The sequence below is a fragment of the Skermanella rosea genome, assembly GCF_016806835.2.
Classification (GTDB): domain Bacteria; phylum Pseudomonadota; class Alphaproteobacteria; order Azospirillales; family Azospirillaceae; genus Skermanella; species Skermanella rosea.
Map to the genome: position 1 here is coordinate 4,992,933 of NZ_CP086111.1, position 25,880 is coordinate 5,018,812.

Consider the following 25,880-nt stretch of genomic DNA (forward strand, 5'->3'; position numbering starts at 1 on the left):
ACCCCCAGCGCAGCCGGATATTGAACGTGCAGTCTCATCTTCTCGCTCTCGCGCTCGGCGCCGCCATCGGCCTGTCGAGCGGCCTTCCCACCGCCGCACTGGCCCAACAGGCGCCGGGCGGCGCCCAGCTGACCGGAGCGCCGATCGGCGACTGGCGCGGCGGCCCCGTGGCCGACCCGAACGGCAAGTTCGTCTATTGCGTCGCGGAGAACCGCTTCGACAACAAGCTGGCCCTGGTGTTCGCCCGCAATCCCAGCGGCGAGACCAACATCCTGATCGGCATTCCCGGCGCCGGCATGACACAGGGGACCAAGTTCCCCATGAGCGTCCGGGTCGACGAGACGGTCAAGCGGAACTTCACGGCCGTCGCGATGGAGCCGGACCTGCTGGTGGTCCCCACCGGCAAGGACGACGAGCTCTACGAGGGCATGCGCAAGGGAAGCCGCCTGATCATGCAGGGGCCGACCGACACGGCGATCTTCCAGCTCCGCGGGACTTCCAAGGCGCTGGGCGACCTGCGCAGCTGCGTCCAGCAGGCAGTCTCGGGCGGCGGCCCCAAGCCGGGCGCCCCGGGCGGGGCCAAGCCGGTCGCGGTCATCCTGCCGGAAGGGCTGCGGGCGCTGCTCGACGCCGCCGGCCTGCGTCAGGCGGTGCCGCTGTCGCTGGCGAACGTGCCGGAGGACCGCCGCCCGGCCGACTTCGCGTGGCGGCTGGGTCCCGTCTTCGGCGGCGTGCGCGGGCACCGGGCTCCGCCGGACGCGGATTTCGCGATGCTCACCAACAACTACCTGGACGCCCTGAAGCAGCGCTGCGGCGGCGAGTTCAAGGCCGATCCCGCCGCGGTCGAGACCCTGCCGCGCGTGACCTTGCGGACCGCCATGGTCGCCTGCACTCCGCCGGAGGGCAAGATCAACGTCGCGATCCTGTTCTTCAAGAGCCAGGACAACGTCTTCAACGTGTTCTTCCACGAGGCGTCCGACGCCGACGTGGAACTGGCCAAAAAGGCGCGCGACGGGCTGACCCAGGTCGTTCGCAAGCTCGGATCGGAACAGCCGCCCCAGGCCGGCCAGCCGGCGCCGGCAGCACCGCCGGCGCAGAACTGACCACCCGCGGACTTGGCTACGGGAGCAGGAATCGTGACCGTCACGATCTACCACAACCCCAAATGCGGCACCTCGCGCAACACCCTGGCCCTGATCCGCAACAGCGGCGAGGAGCCGGTTGTGGTCGAGTACCTGAAGGCGCCGCCGGGGCGCGACGAGTTGAAGGACCTGATCCGGCGCATGGGCGTGACCGTGCGCGACGTGCTGCGCCGTAAGGGCACGCCCTATGACGAGCTGGGCCTGGACGATCCGGACCTGGACGACGACCGGCTGATCGACGCCATGATGGCGCATCCGATCCTGATCAACCGCCCGATCGTCGTCACTCCCCTGGGCGTGAAGCTGTGCCGCCCGTCGGAGACGGTGCTGGATATCCTGCCTTCGCCGCAACGGGGCGCCTTCGCCAAGGAGGACGGCGAACAGGTGGTGGACGAGCAGGGCCGCCGGATCGGACCGGGACATGGATGACCATGCCCCTCCCCCCGACACGCTGCCGGCCCTGAAGCCGGATCTGCTGAGGCAGCCCGACCCCGCCCGCCTCGAACCGGCCGCGCGGATGACCCACCCGCCGCGCATCCTGCTGCTCTACGGGTCGCTGCGGGAGCATTCCTACAGCCGCCTCCTGGTCGAGGAGGCGGCCCGGCTCCTGCGGGCGATGGGGGCCGAGACGCGAGTCTTCGATCCCCGCGACCTGCCGGCGGCCAACAGCGCCGGCCCGGACCATCCCAAGGTGCGGGAACTGCGGGACCTCTCGATCTGGTCGGAAGGCCAGGTCTGGTGCAGCCCGGAGATGCACGGGGCGGTGACCGGCGTGTTCAAGAACCAGATCGACTGGCTGCCACTGTCGGAAGGCTCGGTCCGGCCGACCCAGGGCCGAACCCTGGCGGTGATGCAGGTCTCCGGCGGGTCGCAGAGCTTCAACGCGGTGAACACGTTGCGCCTGCTGGGCCGCTGGATGCGCATGGTCACCATCCCCAACCAGTCGAGCGTGCCGAAGGCCTACGAGCAGTTCGACGAGGCGGGCCGAATGCTTCCGGGACCGCTCTACGACCGAGTGGTCGACGTGATGGAGGAGCTGGTGCGCTTCACCTGGCTATTGCGCGACCGGGCCGACTATCTGGTCGACCGCTACAGCGAGCGCAAGGAGGCGTTCAAGCTGCCGGAGAAGCTGTGAAGGCACGTCGTGGAAGGTGCGCGTCCCGCGCACCTTGGGCGGCGAGACGCCGCCCCTCCGCACACCCTCCGCACCGGGGGCCGCTGGCCGGCAGCGGAAATTTCAGAACAACCCCTCCTCGTGGCGGACCTCGCCGTTGACCAGGATGGCCGAGATCGCCGGGGTGCCCGCCCGGTTGACCGCGACGCGGATGTCGATCCGCTCGCCCTCGGCGGGCCGTTCCAGGGTGCTTCCCGTCCCTTCCGGGACGAAATATTCCTCGATGCCGTAGCGGATGGCCGCGATGCGGCAGGGGACGATCGCGGCGGACTCGCCCGACCCGGACTCCTCGCACTGCTGCTCGGTCACCCACCTGACCTGCCCGCGAAGCACGGCGCCGGTCGGCGTCGCGGCCGGGCGCTGGCGCCAGACGCCGGTGGCCTGCCAGGCGGGGCGGCCGGGCTGGATGTCCACATAGACCGTCTCGCCCCGCTCCAGGTCGTCGTCGCCGACCAGCCGGTCCAGGCGCAGGTGCCCGATATCGTAGCTGAACTCGACATAATCGCCCTGGAACAGCGAGCGCGGGTCGACCGGGCGGATCGAGAGCACGACCGGAGTCCCGGTCTCCAGCGTCCATTGCCGGAATCCGATCAGGCCGGCCAGCACGGCGGTCTGCGCCAACGCCAGGGTCAGCAGGCGGCCGCCGCGGGTCATGCCGCGGCACTCCGCTTGTCTCCCGGACCGCCGCCCGGCCCGTCACCAAGGCCGCCGACCATGAGCCGGCGCTTGCGTTCGAACAGCCAGCCCAGCGCCATGACCAGCAGCCCGCCCAGGATGAAGAACAGCGCCCGGTCGAACAGCAGCCAGAAGGTATCGAAATAGAGCCGCAGCAGGGTCAGCGCGAAAGCCAGGAATCCCAGGTTCACGGTGAAACGGTCCTCCCGGCGGTATCCCTCGGCGATCATGCCGATCAGCGCGCCGACCAGGACCAGGTTCAGCAGGATCAGGGAGATCGCGCGGCTCTCCGGCGGCACCAGCGCGTCGGCCAGCAGCATGGCGACCACCGCCGCGGCTCCTGCGGCCAGCAGCCCGCCCTCGCGGCGCCAGGCCACCGCGGCTCCCGCCGCCGCGACCAGCAGGGGCGGCAGGGCCAGCCCCGCCCACGCCGGCCGGCCGGCCGCCGACGGGTCGGCCTGGAGCACCGGCAGGGCCAGCAGCGACGCTCCGGCGACGAGGCCCAGCAGCGCCAGCCGCTCCAGCGGGACCGCGAAGGCCGCCGCCCGGGGCGAGCCCGCCAGGACGCGGCCCAGGGCCAGGAGCGCGGCGGCGATGGCGCTGCCCAGGCGCAGCACGTCCTCCTCCGCCGCGTCGCCGGTGGAGAGCAGCGACACGAACGTCACGAGGATGAACCAGGCCAGCGACAGAAGCGCCGCATGGTAGGCGACGATCCAGCGCATGCGCAGGATCGGCGGCAGCAGCGCCGCCCAGACCGGCAGGAACGGAAGATAGACCGGGAACGGGGAGTCCGGGACGGCCAGGCTGAACCAGACCGTCACCAGGGCCAGCGCGGCGCAGGCCGCCCACTCGCTCGGCCAGGCCCAGGCCGCCAGGATGGCGCCCAGCGCCCAGATCAGGACGCCGGCGGGCGGGTCCGCGGGCAGGTGGTAGATCTGGCCGACCAGCATGATGCCCGCGCCGAACAGCAGCACGCCCAGCAGGAGCAGCGCTTCGGCGAAATGGTCCATGCCGGCGCGCAGGGCGGCCCAGGCGGCGGCGTGCGCGCCCCACAGCGATCCGAGCAGCACGGCAAGCTTCGACAGGCGTCCCATGCCCTGCCAATTGGCCGCGAGGAACAGGAGCGCACCGACCCCGACGAGGACGGTGCCGAGCAGTGCCAGCAGCCTGGGCAGGGCGACCGGGCCGGGCCGCGCCGCCTCGGCGTCGGCCAGGACAGACTGCGCGTCCTCCGCCCGGAGCCAGCCGCGCTCCACCCAGCGCGGCAAGTCGTCCCGTAATCGTCCGACATAATATCTATTGGCAAAATAGTGTCGCAGCACCGCCGTGATCCGAACTGCCTCCCCGGAGGCGGATCATAGCAGAGGCGCGGCCCTAAAAAGCCTGTCCGATGCTGATATAGAGCTGCCAGCTCGAATCCCCCGGCCGTTTGTTCAGGGGCACGGCCACGTCCAGCCGCAAGGGGCCGAAGCCGGTGTAGTAGCGGGCGCCGATGCCCGCCCCCCAGCGCAGCTCCTCGGAGAAGTCGAGCGTCGAGCTCTCGTAAACGTTGCCGCCATCGATGAAGGGAACGATGCCGATGGTATCGGTCACCTTGACCCGCATCTCCGCGCCGACCTCGATCAGGCTGCGCCCGCCCGCGGGGTCGCCGAACGCGTCGCGCGGCCCGACGTCCTGGAAGCCGTAACCGCGAATCGAGCCGCCGCCGCCGGCATAGAAACGCTTGTCCGCCGGGATGTCCGTGGTGCTGGACCCGAAGATGCTGCCCACCGACAGCCGCCCCGCCGCCACGTACCAGCCGTCGCCGCGGAAATCGTAATAGGCGCTGTTGGTGACGCGGGCGACCGTGAAGATGGCGTCGGCGCCGCCGATCTGCTGGTAGGGAGTCAGGAGCAGGTCGGTGCGGAACCCGCTGGTCGGATTGAGCAGGTCGTTGGTGGCATCGTAGCTGAGATGCAGGGGGACGCCGACCAGGGTGCTCTCGGTGGTCGTGTCCGGCGGATCGACGACCCGCGACTGTTCGAGCGTGACGCCGCCGGATACCGTCAGCCGGTCGGTCAGCTCCCGCTCCAGCAGGGCGGACAGCACGATGGCGTCGCGGTCGTAGGCGTCGGGCCGCTCGCGGATCAGGCTCGCGTCCAGGATCAGCGACTGGTTGAGGGTCAGGAAGTCCGGCTTGCGGAAGTTGGCGTTCAGCCGCACCTCGGTGTCGGTCAGGTCGTTCTCGCCGAGGCGCGACACGGTGGCGGACAGCCGGAGCTGCTCGGCGCCGCCGAACAGGTTGCGATGGCCCCAATAGGTGTTGGTGGCGAAACCGTCCTCGGTCGAATAGCTGAAGCCGGCGCCGATCACCCGGCGCGGCCGCTCCGCGACGGTCACGGTCACCGGGGTCACCCCGTCCGGGCCGGGCTCGCGCGCCAGCCCGACCCGGACCGACGAGAAGACGTTGAGGCCGGAGATCGCCTGCCTGGCGTCCTCGATCTCGTCCGGCCGGTACTCGTCGCCCGGCTCCCACGGGATCCGGTTGCGCACCAGTTGCTCGTAGACCTGGTCCAGCCCTTCGACGCTGACCTCGCCGAAGCGGGTCAGCGGCCCCGGATCGACCGTATAGGTCACGTCCATGGTGCGCGCCTCATGGTCGACCACGGCGCGGCGCTCGGCGATCTTGGCGAAGGCGAAGCCGCGCGACGCCAGCTGGCCGGTCAACCGCGTCTCGGCATCGACGACGGTCGCCGACAAGGCGGGTTCGCCAACCTGGATGCCGATGTCCCCGGCGGTGATCGGCGCCCCTTCGAGCGGCGTGCCGCCGGCCCCGGCCACGGTGATGCGGTCGAACCTGTAGACCGGCCCGGGGGTCACGGTGACCGCCACCTTGGCGGGCTCGACCGAGGTGTCCACCGCGATCTCGACCTGGGCGTCGTAGTATCCGACCGAGCGCAGGGCGGTCTGGAGCCTTTCCCGGTCGGCGTCGGCGCGGCGGCGCAGGCCGATCGGGCTCGGCGGCGGCTGCTCGGCCAAGCGGAACAGGGTCGCGGTGCCCTCGAGCAGTTCGCGGAGGGTACCGTCCTCCACTCCCGTCAGGCTCACCTCGTAGGGGGTCTGCTGCGCCACGACCGGCGCCGCGACGATGCCGCCGACCGCGAGAATCAGGGCCAGGCCGACGACGCCGCGCGTGATGGCCGCCCGGGGGCGGAGCCGCGGCCCCCCGGGACGCCCGGCACGGGGCTTGGAACTGCGGAAGGGGAGCAGGCCGGACTTCAGGGGTTCTCTCCGTTCGAACGGTGGTTGGCAAACACAGTGGTGCCGGACGATGTTCCTTAAGGCAACCCTTCATCCGGGCCTTCATCCGGGAGGGTTTTCGGTACTTGCCCTTGAAACCGCAGGGCCCCCTCCCCATTCTCTTGGGACCGAGCGGAACGGCCTGCCATTCTGGGAACAGATGGCCGCAGGCGGTTCCGCTTGTAGTTCATGGCGCAAACTGTATACTGCGCCGCAACATGACCCGGGCACTGAGAAGGACTGCGATCCATTCTCCAGGTGTTTATCCGGGCATTTTTGTTTGCCCGCGGTACGCCGCGGCTCAACCCGGGACATCAGAGAAGTTCGGTATGGATCTGCGGAATATCGCCATCATCGCGCACGTCGACCATGGCAAAACCACCCTTGTCGACGTGCTGCTTCGCCAGTCCGGTGCCTTTCGCGAAAACCAGCAGGTCGCCGAACGGGCGATGGACAGCAACGACCTGGAACGTGAGCGCGGCATCACCATCCTCGCCAAGTGCACGTCTGTCCTGTGGGACGGCACCCGCATCAACATCGTCGACACCCCCGGCCACGCCGACTTCGGCGGCGAGGTCGAGCGCATCCTGAGCATGGTCGACGGCGTCGTCGTGCTGGTGGACGCGGCCGAGGGCCCGCTGCCGCAGACCAAGTTCGTGGTCGGCAAGGCGCTGAAGCTGGGTCTGCGCCCGATCGTCGTGATCAACAAGGTGGACCGCCCGGACGCCCGTGCGCACGAGGTCCATGACGAGGTGTTCGACCTGTTCGCGGCGCTGGAAGCCAGCGACGAGCAGCTCGATTTCCCGACCCTGTTCGCCTCCGGCCGCAACGGCTGGGCGGCGGAGAGCCTGGAAGCCGAGCGGGTCGACATGAAGCCGCTGTTCGAGCTGATCCGCAACCATGTCCCGGCTCCGAAGGTCGCCGCCAACAAGGACGACGCCAACTTCACCATGCTGGTGACGACGCTGGAGGCGAACCCCTATCTGGGCCGCATCCTGACCGGCCGCATCGAGACCGGCACCGCCCGCGCCAACATGCCGATCAAGGCGCTGTCCCGCGACGGCAAAGTGATCGAGACCGGCCGCATCTCCAAGCTGCTGGCCTTCCGCGGCCTGGAGCGGGTCGGCGTCGACGAGGCCGAGGCGGGCGACATCGTCGCGATCGCCGGCCTGACCAAGGCCACCGTCGCCGACACCATCTGCGATCCCGCCGTCGAGACCGCCCTGCCGGCCCAGCCGATCGACCCGCCGACGCTGGCGATGACCTTCTCGGTCAACGACAGCCCGCTGGCCGGACGCGAGGGCGACAAGGTGACGAGCCGCATGATCCGCGACCGGCTGTTCCGCGAGGTCGAGGGCAACGTGGCGCTGAAGGTCAGCGAGACCGACGGCACCGACGCCTACGAGGTCGCCGGCCGAGGCGAGCTTCAGCTGGGCATCCTGATCGAGACCATGCGCCGCGAAGGGTTCGAGCTGTCGATCTCCCGTCCGCGCGTGCTGTTCCAGAGCGACCCGATCACCGGCCAGCGCCAGGAGCCGATCGAGGAAGTGGTGATCGACGTGGACGAGGAGTTCTCCGGAACCGTCGTCCAGAAGATCTCCGAGCGCAAGGGCGACCTGGTCGAGATGAAGCCCTCGGGCGCCGGCAAGACCCGCCTGGTGTTCCACGTGCCGTCCCGCGGCCTGATCGGGTACCAGAGCGAGTTCCTGACGGACACCCGCGGCACCGGCCTGATGAACCGGCTGTTCCACGGCTACGCCCCGTACAAGGGTCCGATCGCGTCGCGCCACACCGGCGTGCTGATCTCCAACGGCGACGGCACCGCGGTGGCCTATGCCCTGTGGAACCTGGAAGACCGCGGCCCGATGATGATCGAGCCGGGCGTCCCGGTCTACCAGGGCATGATCATCGGCGAGCACACCCGCGGCAACGACCTGGAAGTCAACGTCCTGAAGGGCAAGCAGCTGACCAACATCCGCGCCGCCGGCAAGGACGAGGCGGTTCGCCTGACCAACCCGATCGTGATGACGCTGGAGAAGGCGATGTCCTACATCGCCGACGACGAGCTGCTGGAAGTGACGCCGAAGTCGATCCGGCTGCGCAAGCGCCACCTCGACCCCAACGAGCGCAAGCGCGCCCAGAAGCAGGCCGAGGCGAGCTGATCGCCCGGTTTCCCTGAGGCAACCGGTATGCGGCGCCCCGTTCAGCGGGGCGCCGTTACTTTTTCCAGCCAGCGGATCAGCTCTTCCCGCTCCGCGTCGTTGCCGATGGTCTGGACCGGCATCTTGGTGCCGGGAGTCACCACGTCCGGCCCGCGCTTGAACAGGTCGCCGACCGTCTCGGCGGTCCAGACGATGGTCCCGTCCCGGAGCGCCGGAGAGTAGGGATAGCCCGGCACGGTGCCGATCCGGCGGCCGAACACGCCGTAGAGCGTCGGCCCGGCCCGGTTGCCGCCGTCGGGCGTGACCGTGTGGCAGGCGCTGCACCGGCGGAACAGTTCCGCCCCGCGCTCCCCCTGCGCGTCCCGCGGCACGTCGGAGCCCGCCAGCCTGGGCGCGCCCGTGCGGATCTCCTGCCCGGTCGCCATGTCCCAGAGGCGGATGGTCCCGTCTCCCCCCGCCGTCAGCAGCCGCTTCCCGTCCGGTTCGAAGGCCAGCGCCCAGACCGGGCCGCGATGCCCCGCCAGGGTGTGGAGCACGCGCCCGTCCTCCGGCGCCCACAGGGTGATCCCGCCGGTCACCGCGGAAACCGCACCGAGGGAGCCGTCGGGCGAGACCGCCACCGCGAGCACCGGCGTCGGATCGCCGACCACGGGACCGGCCGCCTCTGTCCCGGTATCAAGGTCCCAGATCCGGACGACGCCGTCGATCCCGCCCGCCATGGCGCGCCGGCCATCGGGCATCAGCGCCAGCGCATTGACCGGCAAGCCGCCGCCCAGCACCTTGATCTCCCTCCCGTCGGAGCGGTTCCACACCCGTACCGTGCCGTCCTCCCCAGCGCTGACCAGCCGACTGCCGTCCGGCGTGAAGGCCACGGCATTGACGTTGCCGGCATGTCCCGTCAGCTCGGCGAGCCGTGCGCCGCTCTCCAGGTCCCACAGCCGGACCGTGCGGTCCCAGGCCGCGGAGGCCGCCGTCCGCCCGTCCGGAGCCACCGCCACGGCGGCGACCCGGCCTTTGTGCCCGGCCATGACCCGCTCGGGAGCGCCCTGCCCCAACCGCCAGAGGATGACCTGCCCGTCGTCCCCGCCGCTGACCACGCGGCTGCCTTCGGGCGTGAAGGCGACCGCGTTGACCGCCGCCTCGTGCCCGTGCATCAGCGCCACGGCCGCCGCCGCGCTGGGGTCCCACAGCATCACCGAATAATCGAACCCGGCGCTGGCCACGCGGGTGCCGTCGGCCGAGACGGCCACCCCCTTGACCATGCCGCCATGGCCGACAAGCTGCGCCCGCGCCGGCATCGCGGCGACCAGCAGCGCTGCGGCCACGATCAGAAAGCGGCGGATGGTTGGCGGTGCGAAGGGCACTGCGGTTGCTCCGTTCTGTCCAGGTCCCGTCACCATGCATAGTTGACCGGCGACGGTCAAATCCAGCCCGCCAGCGCTTGATGCGTCGGACGATATGTTTCTGGCCACAGATGAACGGCGATGGAAGCAGATATGAGGCATGGTTCATCTCTGATCTGCTTCCATCGCCGTTCATCTGTGGCCAAACAATGAAAACCGACCCTACCCCGACACCATCGCATCTGCCCGGATCGTCTCCACCCGGATCTCCTCGGTCAGGCGGGCCTTGTACTCGGCGAACCGCGGCGTCGTCTTGATCGTGTAGGTGCGGGGGTGCGGCAGGTCGATCGGGATGTCGCATTTGATCCGGCCGGGCCGCGCGGTCATGACGACCACGCGGTTCGCCAGGAAGATCGCCTCGTCGATGTCGTGGGTGACGAACAGGACGGTCTTCTGGTCGGCCTCCCAGATGCCCAGCAGAAGTTCCTGCATCAGCGCCCGGGTCTGGTGGTCCAGGGCTCCGAACGGCTCGTCGAGCAGCAGCACCTTGGGGTCGTTGGCGAGCGCCCGGGCCAGCGCCGTGCGCTGCTTCATGCCGCCGGACAGGGTCTTGGGGAAATGGTCGGCGAACTGGCGCAGGCCGACGCGCTCCAGGAAATAGTCGGAGATCTCCTTCTGCCGGGACTTCGGCAAACCCTTCTCGCGCAGCCCGAAGCAGATGTTGTCCCGGACGGTCATCCAGGGGAACAGGCTGTAGGACTGGAAGACCATGCCGCGGTCGGGTCCCGGGCCGCCGACCGGCCGGCCGTCCATCAGCACGCGCCCCTGGCTGGGCAGGTCCAGGCCGGCGACGATGCGCAACAGGGTGGACTTGCCGCAGCCGGACGGGCCCAGGATCGTGATGAAGTCGTTGTCCGCCACGGCCAGGTCGGTCGGCTGGAGTGCCACGGTAGCCGCGCCGCCGCGCCGTGCCGGGGGAAAGACCCGCCCGACGCCGTCGATATCCAAGGTGCTCATTACGATTACGCCGCCGTCAGCTAGCCCAGGAGAACAGGTGCCGGTTCAACTGCTTGAACAGGAAGTCGGAAACCAGCCCGATCACCCCGATCACGAAGATGCCGAAGATCATCTGCCCGGTGTCGAGGAAACGCTGGGCGTCGATGATCATGAAGCCGATGCCGGCGCTCGCCCCGATCAGCTCGGCGACGATAACGTAGGTCCAGGCCCAGCCCAGCACCAGGCGCAGGGTCTCGAAGATCTGGGGAGCCGCCGCCGGCAGCATGACCCGGAGCACGACGCCCCGGTTGCCGGCCCCCAGGGTATAGGCCGCCTCCACCAGTTCGGCGCGGGTGCCGCCGACGATCACCGCGACCATCAGGCAGATCTGGAAGACCGCGCCGATGAAGATCACGGAGAGCTTCTGCGCCTCGCCCACCCCCGCCCACAGGATCAGCAGCGGGATGAAGGCTGAGGCCGGCAGGTAGCGCGCGAACGAGATCAGCGGCTCGAAGAAGGCCTCCACCGGCTTGAAGGCACCCATCAGGATGCCGAGCGGCACCGCGACCGCCGTGGCGATCAGGAAGCCGCCGAACACCCGCCCGACCGTCACCAGGACGTCGCCGGCGAAGCCGAACTCGAAGAACAGGGCGTAGCCCGCCTTCAGCGTGTCCCAGGGACCGGCGAGGAACAGCGGCTTGACGAGGCCGCTGGCGGTGACGGCCCACCACAGGGCCACCACCGTGACGAAACCGAGGACGCCCAGCGCGATCCGGCGGCCGGGGGGCACCGGCTTGAGGGGAGTGAACAGGTCCGGCATGGAAACGGCTGCGCGCCTACTTCACGAAGGACGCGTCGACCATGGTCGAGACGTCGGCCGGGCGGCGCACCAGCCTGGCCTCCACCATGACGTCGTTGGCCTCCTTCAGGAACTTCGGCAGGGTCTCGGCCATGTAGGTCCGGTTCATGTCGCGGTCGTACCACCGCACGAACTTGGCCGAGGCCTGGAACTGCTCCGGCGTCTGGTTCACGTCGGCGCCCATGATGCGGTAGGCCTCTTCCGGCTGAGCCTTGATCATGTCGAGCGCCTCGAACCAGGACTTGACCATGGCCTGGACCACCTTGGGGTTCTCGGCGATGTAGTCCGGCTGGAACGCCAGGGTATCGACGATCACGCCCGGCGTCTCGGCCGAGGTCACGATGATCTTGCCGGCATTGTTGGTCCGCACCGTGGACAGGTAGGGCTCATACGTGACCGCCAGGTCGAACTGGCCGGCGACGAAGGCGTTGGCCGCGTCCTTGGGCTCCAGGTTGGTCAGCTTGAGGTCGTCGAGCTTCATGCCCTGCTGCTTGAGGAGGTAGGCCAGCCAGAACTGCGGGACGCCGCCGAACTGCACGGCCACCGACTTGCCCTTGGCGTCCTTCAACGACCCGATGCCTTCGCGCGCCGCGATGCCGTCGCCGCCGGCGGAGGTGTCGAGCACCAGCACCTGGGTGACCGGGACTCCGCTCGACGCGTACAGGATGTGGGTGTCGACCGTGGTCGTGATCGCCTGCACGTCGCCCGAGGCCATGGCCTGATGCCGGTTGGAGGTCGGCATCTTCTTGATTTCGACCTGGACGCCGTTGCGCTCGAAGATGCCGGCCTTCTGCGCCAGCGTGATCGGGGCGAAGCCGGTCCAACCGCTCATCGCCAGGGTCACCTTGGGCAGGTCGGCGCTCAGCGCCGAGGTGGCGGCGGACACCGCGACGGCCAGGGCCGCCACTACGCCGAAGCATCGTCTGATCATCGCAAAACCTTCCTGTCTCTCGCAGCCTTGGTTCTTGGCCATGCCGGATGATGCAAGCGGGTTGATGCGGTGCGGCATACGGCGGCCAGCGGAGTGTTCCACAGCATCACCGTGCTGTGAAGGGGCATGGAGACCGCGCCCGGCGCACGGGCCGCATTTTTCATAACCTTACATTAACCATATTCCTGTTCTCTTTATCGGCGGCCCGTTTGGTGTATCGTATCGATAGAGAATCCCGTGCCTGAATCCCTGTTTCATCAACCAGTCCCCAGGCTCACCACAAGCCCGTCACAGGATCACGCCCGCATGACGCAGAACTTCGCCTACGCCGCCTTCATGTCGCTGGTGCTCATGGCGCCGCTGCCGGTCCTGGCACAGCCCCCCTCGGCATCACCGGCAAAGGCGTCACCCGCCCGGGATTCGGTGGATGAACGGGCGCTGAACCTGTTCAGCGAGGTGTTCGAGCGGGTCCGCGGGCAGTATGTCGAGAAGACGACCGACGAGCAGCTCGTCAAGGCCGCGATCGAAGGCATGCTGACCTCGCTCGACCCCCATTCCAGCTTCCTCGACACCGAGGATTTCGCCGAGATGCAGGTCCAGACCCGCGGCGAGTTCGGCGGACTGGGCATCGAGGTCACGCTGGAGAACGGCTACGTCAAGGTGATCTCGCCGATCGACGACACGCCGGCGGCGCGCGCCGGGTTCCAGAGCGGCGACCTGATCACCCAGATCGACGGCGAGCCTGTCCAGGGCCTCAGCCTGAAGCAGGCGGTCGAGCGGATGCGCGGCCCGGTCGGCCAGCCGATCAAGGTCATGGTCCGCCGCGGTGCCGCCGAGACGGCGCCCTTCGAGGTGAGCCTGACGCGCGAGGTGATCAAGAGCCAGCCGGTCAAGTCCCGGGCGGAGGGCGACGTCGGCTATATCCGCATCACCGGCTTCAGTCGCCAAACCCAGCCGGGGCTGGAGAAGGCGGTGCAGTCGCTCCAGCAGCAGCTCGGCAACCGGCTGATCGGCTATGTGGTCGACCTGCGCAACAACCCCGGCGGCCTGCTGGACCAGGCGGTCTCCGTCGCCGACAGTTTCCTCGACAAGGGGAACATCGTCTCGACCCGGGGCCGCGACGGGGTGGAAACGCAGCGGTTCGACGCGACATCCGGCGATCTGGCCAAGGGCCTGCCGATCGTGGTGCTGGTCAACGGCGGCTCGGCCTCCGCGTCGGAGATCGTGGCCGGCGCGCTCCAGGACCAGCACCGGGCGGTCCTGATGGGCACCCAGACCTTCGGCAAGGGGTCGGTCCAGACGATCATGCCGCTGCCCGACCAGAAGGCCATGAAGATCACCACCGCCCGCTACTACACCCCGTCGGGCCGGTCGATCCAGGCGCTCGGCGTCACCCCCGACATCACGGTGGAGCAGGCCAAGCTGGAGCAGGTCGCCCAGGCGCCGGGCCGCAAGGAATCGGACCTGCGCGGCGCCCTGTCCAACGACACGCTGCGCGGCCAGCCGCCGGCCGCGGCGCCCGCGCCGGTTCCGGCGACACCCGCCGTGCCCGGCAGCGCCGAGGACTACCAGCTCCGCCGCGCGGTCGACCTGCTGGTCGGCACCTCGCTGTTCCGCCAGCTTCCAGCGCAGCCGCCGGCCCAGCCGCGGGTCACCAAGACCGCGGGCTGAGCGGGGTTCCGGGAAACGGCCTGCCGCCGGCGGATCACACCGGCGGCAGGCTGTTCAGCTTCTCCTCGACTTCGGCGAAGCTCGGCATGTATTCGTGGGAAATGGCCTTCCGGCCGGTCTCCACGCTGATCTGCGGCGCCTGCCCGTGCAGGTGCGCGGTGATGATCACCCGGATCACGTGGTAGAACTTGATCTCGTCCTCGTAGATGCCCTTCAGACGCGTGGCGATCGGGCCGAAGATGCCATAGGCCAGGAGCACGCCCAGGAAGGTTCCGACCAGCGCGCCGCCGATCATCTTGCCGAGCACGGGCGGCGGCTCGTTCAGCGAACCCATGGTCTTCACCACGCCCAGCACCGCCGCGACGATGCCGAGCGCCGGCAGCGCGTCGGCCATGCCCTGGAACGCGTGGGCCACGTGGTCGCCCTCCGCCAGGAAGCCCTTGATCTCGCGGTCCATGATGTCCTCGACCTGATGCGGGTCGTCCTGGCTCATGGAGACCATGCGCAGGTAGTCGCAGATCAGGTCCTGCGCGAAATGGTCGTGGGTGATCTTGGGATAGGCCTGGAAGATCGGGCTCTCGCTCGGCTTCTCGATATGCGGCTCGATCGCGACGGTGCCCTTGTTCTTGGCCAGCTTCAGCAGCTGGAACATCAGGGTCAGGATGTCCATGTAGTCGGACTTCTTGAACTTGGCCCCCTTGATGACCTTGGCCATGTCCTTCAGCGAGTGCTTGATCACGTGCCCGCTGTTGGAGATCAGGAAGGTGCCGACCGCGGCACCGCCGATGGTCGCCATCTCGTGCGGCAAGGCGCCCATGACGATCCCCATGTTGCCGCCCGTCATCGCATAGACGCCGAACACGCAAATGAAAAGAAAAACGAGACCGCCGATTGCGAGCATGATCGTCCGATTTGCCGATAAAGAATTGTTCACGATCTTGCGCTAGGTATTCTGCGACGACACGCAGGATGGCGCGCGGTTTTGACGCAGGACCCGTACAAGACCAGCGCATTTTGTCGTGGAAGTCTTAATATTTCGTCATTCAGGTGAGTCATGGCCAAGGGCGGCGGCGAGCGTCCCATCATCATCAAGCGGATCGAGATCAGCGGTGGCGGCCACCACGGCGGCGCCTGGAAGGTGGCCTATGCCGACTTCGTGACCGCCATGATGGCGTTCTTCCTGTTGCTGTGGCTGCTCGGCTCGACCACCGAGGACCAGCGCAAGAGCCTGGCCGACTATTTCTCGCCGAGCCCGGCGGTCTCCAGTTCCAACAGCGGCTCCGGCGGGCTGCTGGGCGGCGTCACCATCTCCGTGCCGGGCAGCCTGTCGTCGCCCAACGCCGCCTTCACCGCCCAGGAGAGCGCGCCGAGCACGCTGGTCGCCCCGACCGAGAACGACGGCGACAGCCAGGGCGCCGGCGAGGGGGCGGAGGGCGAGGACAGCGGGTCCGGCCAGCAGGCTGCCGGCGCCCCGCCCAAGCCCGGCGCGCCGCCGTCCCTGACGCCGGAGCAGCGCGAGAAGCGCCAGTTCGACCGCGCGGCGGAGGAGCTGAAGAAGGCGATCGAGAACTCCCCCGACCTCCAGGGCCTGAAGAACAACCTGCTGGTGGACCAGACGCCGGAAGGCATGCGGGTGCAGATCGTCGATGCCGAGGGCAAGAGCATGTTCGCGCTCGGCAGCACCCAGATGAACGAAGACATGCGCAAGCTGCTGTCGCGGGTAGTCCAGGCGATCGGATCGCTGCCCAACAAAGTCGCGATCCGCGGCCACACCGACGCGACCCCGTTCGCCAACAATCCCCAGGGCAACTGGGACCTCTCCAGCCAGCGGGCCGGCGCCACGCTGCGCGCGCTGACCGCCATGGGCCTGAACCCCGGCCGCATCGCCGACGTCAGCGGCCGCGCGGAAGTGGACCCGCTGTTCCCCGAGAATCCGAACGATCCGCGCAACCGAAGGATCTCGATCATCCTGTTCAAGCAGGCGCAGTGAGGCGGAGGCGGCCGGGACGCGGGATCAGGTGTTCGCCAGTTCCAGCAGCGCTTCCCGGACATGATGCAGCGCCGGGTCGGCTTCCTTGTCCCGGCGCCGGATCAGGCCCAGCCGGCGGTGGACCGGCGGCGACAGCGGGCGGACCGCCATTCCCTCCGGCAGGGGACGCCGCAGGACCGCCTCGAACGGCAGGATCGAGACGCCCAGGCCGGCCGCCACGGTGGTCTTGATCGCCTCGATCATGTCCAGCTCCATGGCGGGACGCGGCGGCACCCCGGAGGCGGCCAGCCATTGCCGGACCATCATGCCGGTGGTGGCCTTGGCATATTCCAGGATCAGCGGCTGGCGCGCCATGTAGTCGGGCGTGACCGTCTCCGGGATGTCCGGGTAGCTGGTCGGCAGGACCGCCTGCATGGGATCGCTGCGGATATAGGTCACCTCGAACAGGCGCTCGTCCACCGGCAGGGTTACGGCCCCGATGTCGATCTCGTTGCGCAGCATGCCGTCGACGATGCCCTGGGTGGTGCCCACGGTGATGACCAGCTCGATGTTCGGATGCTGCTCGCGAAGCTTCCGCAGGATCGGCGTGAAGAAATAAGCGAGGTAGGTCGCACCGGTGCCGATCCTCACCCGGCCCAGCCAGCCTTCCCGGTGCCGCCTCATGGTGGCGGCCGCCAGATCGGCCTCGTGCGCCAGGCGATGGGCATGCTCGACCAGATCGCGGCCGGCAGGGGTGGCGAAGGCCCGCTTGCCCAGCCGCTCGACCAACTGGACGCCGAAGCGGCCTTCCAGTTCGCGGATCTGCTGGCTGACCGCAGGCTGGCTGAGGTTGAGCCGGCGCGCCGCCGCGGAGAAGCTGCCGCCTTCCACCACTTCGAGCAGGGTCCGGAGCTGGTCGAGATTCAGGCTCCTCATCCCAAGCTTTTCCTTATGGTTTTCATCCAAGGATCCAATTTGCGCTAATAGACAATTCGTCGCAATCTCTACCGGCAATCTTACGGGACTGGCTGAGAGGAGGCTGGGATGAAGACGTCGGCAATCCTGCGGAGACCCGCCCTGGCGGACCTTCCGCCGCTGGCGGACGCGATCGAGGGCACCGGGCGGGCGATGCTGGCACTGGCCGCCGGCCTGCTGGCGGCTTTCCGCGAGAGTCGCCGGATCAGGCGCGACTACCGCCGCCTGATGGAAGCGGACGACTCGCTCCTGCGCGATATCGGCGTCACGCGTGCAGACATCGCCCGGGCATCGGCACGCAGGCGGGGGCCGCGATGACGGAGACGCTTCAGCGGGACGGGTTGACGATCGTCCGCGGCACGCCGGACGATCCCGACGCGGTCCCGCTGATCGACGCGCTCTCGGCTGACCTGCTGCGGCGCTTCGGACAGGACGGGCGCGGATCTTTCGCCGGCTGGGATCCGGATGACCCGGGTTCGGTCTTCCTGCTGGCACGGGACGGGGACGAGGCGGTCGGGTGCGGCGCGATCCGGCCCATCCCGGAAGAGCCCGGCGTGGCGGAGGTCAAGCGGATGTACGCGAAGCGGGGCCGCCGGGGCATCGGCTCGGGGGTGCTGAGAGTGCTGGAGCGGGAAGCCCGGCTGCGCGGGTACCGGGCGATCTGGCTGGAGACGATGGCGACCAACGCCGAGGCCCTGGCCTTCTATGCCCGGCACGGCTATCGCAGGCGCGACAATTACGGCCGCTATACCGGCCATGAAGACCATGTCTGCCTGGAAAAGTCGCTCGACTTACTTTAGGCGACTCCCGTTCGAGACCGTCGAGCAGCTTTACAGCTCCGCGGCGGCCGACGATCAACTCATCGTTACTTCAGGTCATTACCGCCTCGGCGCGGATTTTGCTCCCCTGCTTTCCCGATCGATTCCGACAGACCGGAGGGAAACATGGGCAGACTCATCTATGTGGTTTTCGCCGTGCTTCTTGGTTGCTTGGCGAACGCGACGACCGTCCACGCGACCGCCGTATTCCGTTTTGACGGCGAAACGACACGGGGCCTGTACTCGATGGCGTTCGAACTGGGATTCAGTGACGCCGTGCTGGACCGCGAAGGAAACATCCCCGTCGAGGATCTGGAATGGGCGACGGCGACGTACCAGTACGCGATCGACGAATTCGACCTGTCGTCGCCGTCGGGTCCCCCTAACCGCGTCACCATGGGGAACGGCATGCAATACCCGTTCGTCGATCCGCCCAACCTGACCGGACGCCCGGGCACGATCGCGCAATGGGGTGAGGTCAGGATCGACGGGGAACGGCTGGTCTTCGGTGATCCGCCTCCGGGGCGGCGGGTCACCGCCCTGGGCATAACCCTGCCCTGCCTCCCCCAGGGCGACGACTATTACTGCTATCCGCTGGACGACTACTTCTTCTCGATGGTCGGCGACCAGACACGGCTGGTGCTGTTCCAGGACGAAGGCAATTGCGGCCAGGGATTTTCCTTCTGCGAGGCGATCGGCACGTTCCAGCTCGTCGGCCCCGATTCCGGCACCTCGGTACCCGAGCCCGCCCCCCTGGCCCTGCTGGTCGGCGGCATCCTGGCGGGTGGCTGGCTGGGACTGCGAGGACGCGACACCGCACAGTCGCTGCGCCGGGCGGGCCGACATCGTTGACCGCGACGGCAAACGCCGAGGGCCGGGTATGAAATCGGGGCTCCCCCGCCCTCACGCCTCCTCCAGGTACCGCCGGCGCAGGTGCTGCTGGTACACGCCGGCGTCCAGCGGGCGGCCGGTGGCCTGCTTGAGCAGTTCGTCGGCGGGGAGCAGGCTGCCCTTGGCGTGGATGTTGGTGCGGAGCCAACCCAGCAGCGGGGAGAAGTCGCCCTTCGCGATGCCGGGAAGGACGGCGTCGTCGGCGCGGCAGGCGGCGTCGAACAGTTGGGCGGCGGTCATGGCGCCCAGGGTGTATGTCGGGAAATAGCCCCAGGCGCCGCCCGGCCAGTGGATGTCCTGGAGGCAGCCGAGCCTGTCGTTGGGGACCTTGAGGCCGAGCAGGTCGCGCATGCCGTCGTTCCAGGCGCCGGGCAGGTCGTTCAGCGTCATGTCGCCGGCGATCAGCGCCTTCTCCAGCTCGTAGCGGATCAGGATATGGGCGGGGTACGTGACCTCGTCGGCATCGACCCGGATGAAGCCGGGCTCGACCCGTGTGTAGAGCCGGTACAGGTTGTCGGCCTCCCAGGCCGGGCCGGTGCCGCCGAAGCTCTCGCGCATCACCGGGGCGGCGAATTCCAGGAACGCGCGGCTGCGGCAGGCCTGCATCTCGATCAGCAGCGACTGGCTCTCGTGCAGGCTCATGCCGCGTGCCTCGCTGACCGGCTGGCCCAGCCACTCGGCCGGGCGGCCCTGCTCGTAGATGGCGTGGCCGGTCTCGTGCAGCACGCCCATCAGCGCCTTGGTGAAGTCCGCCTCGTCGTATCGGGTGGTCAGGCGCACGTCGTGGGTGGCACCGCCGCAGAAGGGATGCAGGCTGATGTCGAGCCGGCCGCGGCTGAAGTCGAAGCCGACCGCCTGCATCATCCGGACGCCGAGCGCCCGCTGGGTCTCCACCGGGAAAGGCCCCTGGAGCGGCAGCAGGTCGGGCCGGCGGGCCTGGCGCTCCAGGACCTGGGCCAGGAAACCGGGCAGGAACCCGCGCAGGTCGGCGAACAGGCGGTCGATGGTGTCGGTGTTGCCGCTCGGCTCGTAGGTGTCCAGCAACGCCTCGTAGGGCTGGCAGCCCAGCGCCTCGGCCTTGGCGTCCGCGATCTGCCGCTGGAGGTTCAGCACCTCCGACAGGCTCGGCAGCAGCATGGCGAAGTCGCCGGCCGGCCGGGCGTCGCGCCAGACCATCTCGCAGCGGGAGACGGCGCGGGAATTCGCCTCCACCAGGTCGGTCGGCACCGCGGTCGCGTGCAGGTAGGCCCGGTGCATCTCGTGCAGGTTCGCCGCCTGCCAGTCGGAAAGGTCGGTCTGGTGCTCGGCGTCGGCCAGCAGGTCCGCGTTATCGTCGTCGGTCAGCAGCTCGTGGCTGATCACCTTCAGGGTCGCGAGCTGTTCCGCCCTGCCGTCGGCGGCGCCGGGCGGCATCAGCGTCTCGGTGTCCCATTGCAGGATGCCCAGCGCGTCGGAAATGGCGGCGATGCGGGCGAAGCGGCGTTCGAGCGTCTGGTAGGCGGACATGGATTGCGGCTTCCCTGAAGGCGAAGGATGAGGACGACTGTCGGGGCGGCGTCAGCGCGGCTCCCGGTCGGGGTCGCGCCGCCACTGCGAGGCGACGTAGACGGCGAGCAGCGTCAACGCCAGCCCGTACCAGGTGACGGCGTACTGGAGATGGTTGTTCGGGATGGTGACGTTGGTCTGGCCGCCGACCGGCAGGCCGCCGGGATTGGCGGCGGGTCCCGCCTCCACCACCAGCGGCAGCGGGTTCTCCGCGCCGGCCGAGGCGGCCATGGCCGGGATGTCGTACCAGAACCACATGTTGGCGGCGGCGTCGTTGTCCGGCTGCATCCAGCCCGGCCCCGGCGGCACGCGGGCGATGCCGTCGACCGTGACCGTCCCGGCGGGCAGACCGTCCGGGCGGGTCGCGGGGTCGCGCGCCTCCGTCGGCACCCAGCCGCGGTTGACCAGCACCGTGGTGCCGTCGTCGCGCCGCAGCGGCGTCACCACGTGGTAGCCGATCCGGCCGTTGAAGCTGCGGGCGGCGAGGTTCAGTTCATGGTCGTGGAGGAATTCGCCGGTGACGGAGACGCGGCGGAAGTCCCAGCCCGCGGGGTCGTCGATGCGGGACGGCAGGGGTGCAGGGTCGGCGTTCAGGCCGGCCTCGATCCGGTCGATCAAGTCGTTCTTCCAGGAGAGGCGCTCGACCTGCCAGGTGCCGAGGCCGGCCATGATCGCGACGGCCACCAGGGTGGCCAGGGTGGCGCCGAGACCGGGGCGGAAACGCCGCCCGCTTCTGTCAGCGAGGGCAGCCATGGGTCCTCAATTCCGGGGATCGGCCCGAGACTCCGGGGTCTCGGGGATGTCGTATTCGCTGGCGCGGTGGCGGAACTGGAGGGCCATCAGGTAGGCCTTCGCCGGCCGCAGCATTCCCAGCGCCAGCCCCAGGATCACCACGGTCCACACGACGGCGTGGAGCCAGAGCGGCCAATCGACCGACATGGCGACCCACAGCGCGACGGGAACCACCGTGAAACCCAGGATGAAGGTCAGGAACACGGCGGGGCCGTCGCCGCTGTCGCCCCGGGCGAGCGCGAGGCCGCAGACCTCGCACCGGTCCGAGACGGACAGGAAGCCCTTGTACAGACGCCCCTCCCCGCACCGCGGGCACCGGCACTTCAGCGCCGCGGCGAGGGGAGAGACCCGAGGGTACCGGGTTCGCGTCAGGGCGTCAGGCTCCCCACCAGTAGATGGACACGAACAGGAACAGCCAGACCACGTCGACGAAGTGCCAGTACCAGGCCGCCGCCTCGAAGCCGAAATGGCTCTTGGGCGTGAAGTGCCCGGCCACCGTGCGCCACCAGCAGACGGCCAGGAAGATCGTGCCGATGATGACGTGGAAACCGTGGAAGCCGGTCGCCATGAAGAAGGTCGACGGATAGATGCCGTCGGTGAAGCCGAAATGGGCGTGGCTGTATTCGTAGATCTGGAAGCCGCTGAACAGCACGCCCAGCAGCACGGTCAGGCCGAGCGCCACGCTGGCGGTCCGCCGGTCGCCTTCGATGATCGCGTGGTGCGCCCAGGTCACCGTGGTGCCCGATAGCAGCAGGATCAGCGTCATCATCAGCGGCAGGTGGAAGGCGTTGAACGTCTCGATGTTCTGGGGCGGCCAGACCCCGCCGATCGCCTCCTTGGGGAACAGGCTGGCGTCGAAGAAAGCCCAGAAGAAGGCCGCGAAGAACATCACCTCCGACGCGATGAACAGCGCCATGCCGTAGCGCAGGCCCAGCTTGACGACGGGGGTGTGGGCCTTCTGGCGGACCGCCTCCTTCAGGACGTCGCGCCACCAGCCGGCCATGACCGCCAGGACGGCGACGAACCCGAGCGCCAGCAGGAGCCAGCCGCTGCCGTGCATGAACAGGATGGCGCCGACCGCCAGCAGGCCGCCGGAAAAGGCGCCGAGCAGCGGCCAGGGGCTGGGATCGACCAGGTGGTAGGGGTGGCTGTGGCCGCCCCCGGTGGCATGCGCGTTAGTCTCGGCCATGCTGTGTAACCCTCGTTCTATGCTCTTATTCGTTGATTGACGTTACCTGTCCCGCCGCCCCGCCGCCATGGGCCCGGAAGAAGGTATAGGACAGGGTGATGGTCTGGATGTCGTCCAGCTTGGGATCGTCGGCCATGGCCGGGTCCACGAAGAAATAGACCGGCATATCCACGCTCTGGCCGGGCTCCAGCCGCTGCTCGGTGAAGCAGAAGCACTGGATCTTGTTGAAATAGATCCCGGCCTTGTCCGGCGTGACGTTGTAGGTCGCGGTCCCGACGATCGGCTCGTCGGAATGGTTGACGGCGCGGTAGCTCATCATCGCGGACTCGCCGATGCGCACCTCCATCTGGTGGATCTCCGGCCGGAAGCCCCAGGGCAGCGCGCCGTTGACGTCGGCGTTGAAGCGGACCTTGACGGTTCGGTCCAGGATCTCCCCCGCCGGCCCCTCCGCCCGCTGCGTGGTGCCGCCGAACCCGGTGACCTGGCAGAACAGGTTGTAGAGCGGCACCGCGGCGAAGGACAGGCCGATCATGCCGAAGACCAGCCCGAGCAGGCCGCCCATCACGACCAGGTTCTTGCGCCGCGTGCCCTGGTGCGTCCTGGGGTCCCTGCCCGGCGTCATGAGTTCCCCCCGATGCGGACCAGGGTGATGACGTAGAGCAGGGCCACGAGGGCCAGGAGCGCCAGCAGCACGGCGATGTTCTTGCCGCGCTGTCGGCGCTTCTGCTCGTCGGTCAGCTGATGGCCGGGAAGGCGGTTGGCATTCATGGGACCCACGCGCTCGCTTGCTTTGCGGAAACTGGCTTTACGGGAGCCGGGCCAGCGGCCCGGTCAGCTGCTCGCCGATCAACAGCGACAGCAGCAGGAAGAGATAGAGGATCGAGAAGACGAACATCTGCTTGGCCGCCTTGTCCGTCCTGTCGTACCAGACCTGGACCGCCAGGACGACGAACAGTCCGCCCAGGACGACAGAGCCGGCGAGATAGGCAAGGCCCGCGATGCCGACGAAATAGGGGGCGACCGCGATGGGGAACAGCAGAAGCGTGTAGATCAGCATCTGCTTCTTGGTCTCGCGCTCGCCGGAGACGACCGGAAGCATCGGCACGCCCGCATTGGCGTAGTCGCCGTTGCGGAACAGGGCCAGCGCCCAGAAATGCGGCGGCGTCCACATGAAGATCAGCAGGAACAGGATGATCGAGGCGAGGCTGACGTCGCCGGTCACCGCGGCCCAGCCGATCATCGGCGGGAAGGCGCCCGAGGCGCCGCCGATCACGATGTTCTGCGGCGTGCGGCGCTTCAGCCAGATCGTGTAGACGAAGACATAGACGAAGGAGGCCAGCGCCAGCAGCCCGGCCGCGACCCAGTTGACCGCCAGCCCCATCAGCACGACCGAGCCGATGGTCAGGACGACGCCGAAGCTGAGCGCCTCGTCGGGGTCCACCCTGCCCTCGGGCAGGGGGCGGTTGCGGGTGCGCTGCATCATGCGGTCGATGTCGCGCTCGTACCACATGTTGATGGCGCCGGACGCGCCGGCGGCGACGGCGATGCAGAGGATGGCGGTCAGCGCCAGCACCGGGTGGATGTGGCCGGGGGCCACGATCATCCCGGCGAAGCCGCTGAACACCACCAGGGACATGACCCGGGGCTTCAGCAGTTCGAAATAGTCGCGGACGCCGCCGGTGGCGAAGCCCTCGGCCGGCGCCTGGGCGTCCGGCCGCATGGTGATGTCGGTCATCTCTTCACGTCTTCCCCTGGTACCTTGGGATCGCGGGCCCGGTCCGAGGACCCGCGATCCTTTCCCCCGCCGGACGCCGCGCTTACTTCACGCGCGGCAGCTCGTTGAACTGGTGGAACGGAGGCGGCGAGCTGACCGTCCATTCCAGCGTGGTCGCCGAGTCACCCCAGTAGCTGGCGCCGACGCGCTGGCCGCGGGTGATCGTGTAGAGCGCGATGCCGACGAACAGGACCGCGGCGGCGAACGAGATGTAGGAGCCCACCGACGAGATCATGTTCCAGCCCGCGTACGCATCCGGATAGTCCGGGATACGGCGCGGCATGCCGGCCAGACCCAGGAAGTGCTGCGGGAAGAACGTCAGGTTGACGCCGACGAAGGTCATCCAGAAATGGACCTTGCCCCAGAACTCCGGATACTGACGGCCCGACATCTTGCCGATCCAGTAGTAGAAACCGGCGAAGATCGAAAACAGCGCGCCGAGCGACAGCACATAATGGAAGTGGGCCACGACGTAGTAGGTGTCGTGCAGGACGATGTCCATGCCGCCGTTCGCCAGCACGACGCCGGTGACGCCGCCCACGGTGAACAGGAAGATGAAGCCGATGGCCCACAGCATGGGAGTCTTCATCTCGATGGAGCCGCCCCACATGGTGGCGATCCAGGAGAAGATCTTGATGCCGGTCGGCACCGCGATGATCATGGTCGCGGCCGTGAAGTAGGCACGGGTGTCCACGTCGAGGCCGACGGTGAACATGTGGTGGGCCCACACGACGAAGCCGACCACGCCGATCGCGACCATGGCGTAGGCCATTCCCAGGTAGCCGAAGATCGGCTTCTTGGAGAAGGTCGAGATGATGTGGCTGATGATGCCGAAGCCCGGCAGGATCATGATGTAGACTTCGGGGTGGCCGAAGAACCAGAACAGGTGCTGGAACAGCACCGGGTCGCCGCCGCCGGCCGGGTCGAAGAAGGTGGTGCCGAAGTTGCGGTCGGTCAGCAGCATGGTGATGGCGCCGCCCAGGACGGGGACGGCCAGCAGCAGCAGGAAGCCGGTGATCAGCATCGCCCAGGCGAACAGCGGCATCTTGTGCAGCGTCATGCCGGGGGCGCGCATGTTGAAGATGGTGGTGATGAAGTTGATGGCGCCCAGGATCGACGAGGCGCCGGCCAGGTGCAGGGCGAAGATCGCCATGTCGACCGACGGCCCGGGATGCCCGACGGCGGAGCTGAGCGGCGGGTAGATGGTCCAGCCCGTCCCCGCCCCGGTGCCGACGAAGGCGGATCCCAGCAGCAGCAGGAAGGCCGGCACCAGCAGCCAGAAGCTGATGTTGTTCAGCCTGGGGAAGGCCATGTCGGGCGCACCGATCATGAGCGGCACGAACCAGTTGCCGAAGCCGCCGATCAGCGCCGGCATGACCACGAAGAACACCATGATCAGCCCGTGGGCCGAGATGATGACGTTCCACAGCTGGCCGTCGGCGACGATCTGCGTGCCCGGAGCCTGGAGCTCCATGCGCATGATCACCGAGAACAGGCCGCCGATCAGGCCGGCGATGATCGAGAAGATGATGTAGAGAGTGCCGATGTCTTTATGGTTGGTCGAGAAGAACCACCGCGCGACGAATCCCGGCTTATGGTCGTGGCCGTGATCGTCGTGGGCGGATGCTCCGGTCGCTCCGTGACCCATGGTGCTAGTCCCTTACCCTCGGGTTGTCGTTGCGCCGGCGGCGGCGC

At 68.5% G+C, this 25,880-nt stretch carries 26 protein-coding genes; 9 read left to right on the top strand and 17 right to left on the bottom strand.

Features of this window, described 5'->3' with window-relative positions; genetic code table 11:
* Positions 1 to 26: 26 nt before the first annotated feature.
* Genes JL101_RS23310 through arsH form a run of 3 tightly spaced genes read left to right on the top strand, consistent with a single transcriptional unit; the run spans position 27 to position 2,277 of the window.
* Entirely contained in the window at positions 27 to 1,103 is a 1,077-nt protein-coding gene (locus JL101_RS23310; RefSeq protein WP_203097932.1) for a hypothetical protein, read from the top strand.
* Between the two features lie 33 nt (positions 1,104 to 1,136).
* Positions 1,137 to 1,571 (top strand): arsenate reductase (glutaredoxin), encoded by a 435-nt coding sequence (arsC, locus tag JL101_RS23315; protein WP_203097933.1) that lies wholly within the window; start codon positions 1,137 to 1,139, stop codon positions 1,569 to 1,571.
* Positions 1,564 to 2,277, top strand: coding sequence for an arsenical resistance protein ArsH (gene arsH, locus JL101_RS23320; RefSeq protein WP_203097935.1), 714 nt, complete (start codon positions 1,564 to 1,566; stop codon positions 2,275 to 2,277). The genes arsC and arsH overlap by 8 nt, the downstream gene beginning before the upstream one ends.
* A 102-nt stretch (positions 2,278 to 2,379) precedes the next feature.
* Here arsH and JL101_RS23325 read toward each other — a convergent pair whose 3' ends face one another.
* The 3 genes from JL101_RS23325 to JL101_RS23335 form a co-directional block, all read right to left on the bottom strand.
* Positions 2,380 to 2,970 (bottom strand): GDYXXLXY domain-containing protein, encoded by a 591-nt coding sequence (locus JL101_RS23325; RefSeq protein ID WP_203097936.1) that lies wholly within the window; start codon positions 2,968 to 2,970, stop codon positions 2,380 to 2,382.
* Entirely contained in the window at positions 2,967 to 4,259 is a 1,293-nt protein-coding gene (locus tag JL101_RS23330; protein WP_203097937.1) for a DUF2157 domain-containing protein, read from the bottom strand. The genes JL101_RS23325 and JL101_RS23330 overlap by 4 nt, the downstream gene beginning before the upstream one ends.
* A gap of 106 nt (positions 4,260 to 4,365) precedes the next feature.
* A complete protein-coding gene (locus tag JL101_RS23335; RefSeq protein WP_228435102.1) occupies positions 4,366 to 6,102 on the bottom strand; it encodes an autotransporter assembly complex protein TamA in 1,737 nt (578 codons plus the stop codon).
* 497 nt (positions 6,103 to 6,599) lie between these two features.
* Between JL101_RS23335 and typA the strand changes: the two genes are divergently transcribed.
* Entirely contained in the window at positions 6,600 to 8,432 is a 1,833-nt protein-coding gene (typA, locus tag JL101_RS23340; protein WP_201076957.1) for a translational GTPase TypA, read from the top strand.
* Between the two features lie 41 nt (positions 8,433 to 8,473).
* Here the strand turns inward: typA and JL101_RS23345 are convergent, their stop codons facing one another.
* From JL101_RS23345 to JL101_RS23360, 4 genes are all read right to left on the bottom strand, one after another.
* Entirely contained in the window at positions 8,474 to 9,796 is a 1,323-nt protein-coding gene (locus JL101_RS23345) for a c-type cytochrome (RefSeq protein WP_228435103.1), read from the bottom strand.
* Between the two features lie 201 nt (positions 9,797 to 9,997).
* Positions 9,998 to 10,792, bottom strand: a complete 795-nt coding sequence (locus tag JL101_RS23350; protein WP_203097940.1) for an ABC transporter ATP-binding protein — start codon at positions 10,790 to 10,792, stop codon at positions 9,998 to 10,000.
* Positions 10,793 to 10,808: 16 nt separating this feature from the next.
* A complete protein-coding gene (locus tag JL101_RS23355; RefSeq protein ID WP_203097942.1) occupies positions 10,809 to 11,591 on the bottom strand; it encodes an ABC transporter permease in 783 nt (260 codons plus the stop codon).
* Between the two features lie 16 nt (positions 11,592 to 11,607).
* Positions 11,608 to 12,561 carry an ABC transporter substrate-binding protein gene (locus tag JL101_RS23360; RefSeq protein WP_203097943.1) on the bottom strand — a complete coding sequence of 318 codons (954 nt, stop codon included), beginning with the start codon at positions 12,559 to 12,561 and terminating at the stop codon, positions 11,608 to 11,610.
* A 351-nt stretch (positions 12,562 to 12,912) separates the two neighbouring features.
* Here JL101_RS23360 and JL101_RS23365 point away from each other — a divergent pair, with 351 nt between their 5' ends.
* Entirely contained in the window at positions 12,913 to 14,232 is a 1,320-nt protein-coding gene (locus tag JL101_RS23365) for a S41 family peptidase (protein ID WP_407697443.1), read from the top strand.
* Between the two features lie 34 nt (positions 14,233 to 14,266).
* Here JL101_RS23365 and motA read toward each other — a convergent pair whose 3' ends face one another.
* Positions 14,267 to 15,133: a flagellar motor stator protein MotA gene (gene motA, locus JL101_RS23370; protein ID WP_203097945.1), complete on the bottom strand. Its 867-nt coding sequence runs from the start codon at positions 15,131 to 15,133 to the stop codon at positions 14,267 to 14,269.
* 153 nt (positions 15,134 to 15,286) lie between these two features.
* Here motA and JL101_RS23375 point away from each other — a divergent pair, with 153 nt between their 5' ends.
* A complete protein-coding gene (locus JL101_RS23375; RefSeq protein ID WP_203097947.1) occupies positions 15,287 to 16,222 on the top strand; it encodes a flagellar motor protein MotB in 936 nt (311 codons plus the stop codon).
* A 24-nt stretch (positions 16,223 to 16,246) separates the two neighbouring features.
* Here JL101_RS23375 and JL101_RS23380 read toward each other — a convergent pair whose 3' ends face one another.
* Positions 16,247 to 17,137, bottom strand: a complete 891-nt coding sequence (locus JL101_RS23380; protein WP_203097949.1) for a LysR family transcriptional regulator — start codon at positions 17,135 to 17,137, stop codon at positions 16,247 to 16,249.
* Between the two features lie 108 nt (positions 17,138 to 17,245).
* Between JL101_RS23380 and JL101_RS23385 the strand changes: the two genes are divergently transcribed.
* The 3 genes from JL101_RS23385 (at position 17,246) to JL101_RS23395 (ending at position 18,846) form a co-directional block, all read left to right on the top strand.
* Positions 17,246 to 17,494, top strand: a complete 249-nt coding sequence (locus JL101_RS23385) for a DUF1127 domain-containing protein (RefSeq protein ID WP_203097951.1) — start codon at positions 17,246 to 17,248, stop codon at positions 17,492 to 17,494.
* Positions 17,491 to 17,976 (top strand): GNAT family N-acetyltransferase, encoded by a 486-nt coding sequence (locus JL101_RS23390; protein WP_203097953.1) that lies wholly within the window; start codon positions 17,491 to 17,493, stop codon positions 17,974 to 17,976. The genes JL101_RS23385 and JL101_RS23390 overlap by 4 nt, the downstream gene beginning before the upstream one ends.
* A gap of 144 nt (positions 17,977 to 18,120) precedes the next feature.
* The gene (locus JL101_RS23395) at positions 18,121 to 18,846 is read left to right on the top strand and encodes a hypothetical protein (RefSeq protein WP_203097954.1); all 726 of its coding nucleotides are present in this window, start codon (positions 18,121 to 18,123) and stop codon (positions 18,844 to 18,846) included.
* A gap of 51 nt (positions 18,847 to 18,897) precedes the next feature.
* Here the strand turns inward: JL101_RS23395 and JL101_RS23400 are convergent, their stop codons facing one another.
* The 8 genes from JL101_RS23400 to ctaD form a co-directional block, all read right to left on the bottom strand.
* Positions 18,898 to 20,391, bottom strand: a complete 1,494-nt coding sequence (locus JL101_RS23400) for a carboxypeptidase M32 (RefSeq protein WP_203097955.1) — start codon at positions 20,389 to 20,391, stop codon at positions 18,898 to 18,900.
* Between the two features lie 51 nt (positions 20,392 to 20,442).
* Positions 20,443 to 21,183: an SURF1 family protein gene (locus JL101_RS23405; protein ID WP_203097956.1), complete on the bottom strand. Its 741-nt coding sequence runs from the start codon at positions 21,181 to 21,183 to the stop codon at positions 20,443 to 20,445.
* A gap of 6 nt (positions 21,184 to 21,189) precedes the next feature.
* On the bottom strand, positions 21,190 to 21,690 hold the full coding sequence (locus JL101_RS23410) for a DUF983 domain-containing protein (RefSeq protein WP_323374742.1): 501 nt from the start codon (positions 21,688 to 21,690) through the stop codon (positions 21,190 to 21,192).
* Positions 21,599 to 22,411 carry a cytochrome c oxidase subunit 3 gene (locus tag JL101_RS23415; protein ID WP_203097957.1) on the bottom strand — a complete coding sequence of 271 codons (813 nt, stop codon included), beginning with the start codon at positions 22,409 to 22,411 and terminating at the stop codon, positions 21,599 to 21,601. Before JL101_RS23415 ends, JL101_RS23410 begins: the two co-directional genes overlap by 92 nt.
* A 25-nt stretch (positions 22,412 to 22,436) precedes the next feature.
* A complete protein-coding gene (locus JL101_RS23420) occupies positions 22,437 to 23,033 on the bottom strand; it encodes a cytochrome c oxidase assembly protein (protein ID WP_203097958.1) in 597 nt (198 codons plus the stop codon).
* Positions 23,030 to 23,179: a hypothetical protein gene (locus JL101_RS23425; protein WP_203097959.1), complete on the bottom strand. Its 150-nt coding sequence runs from the start codon at positions 23,177 to 23,179 to the stop codon at positions 23,030 to 23,032. The genes JL101_RS23420 and JL101_RS23425 overlap by 4 nt, the downstream gene beginning before the upstream one ends.
* Positions 23,180 to 23,216: 37 nt before the next feature.
* Complete coding sequence (cyoE, locus tag JL101_RS23430) at positions 23,217 to 24,146, bottom strand: heme o synthase (protein WP_203097960.1); 930 nt, start codon at positions 24,144 to 24,146, stop codon at positions 23,217 to 23,219.
* 82 nt (positions 24,147 to 24,228) lie between these two features.
* Positions 24,229 to 25,833, bottom strand: coding sequence for a cytochrome c oxidase subunit I (gene ctaD, locus JL101_RS23435; RefSeq protein WP_203097961.1), 1,605 nt, complete (start codon positions 25,831 to 25,833; stop codon positions 24,229 to 24,231).
* Between the last annotated feature and the right edge of the window lie 47 nt (positions 25,834 to 25,880).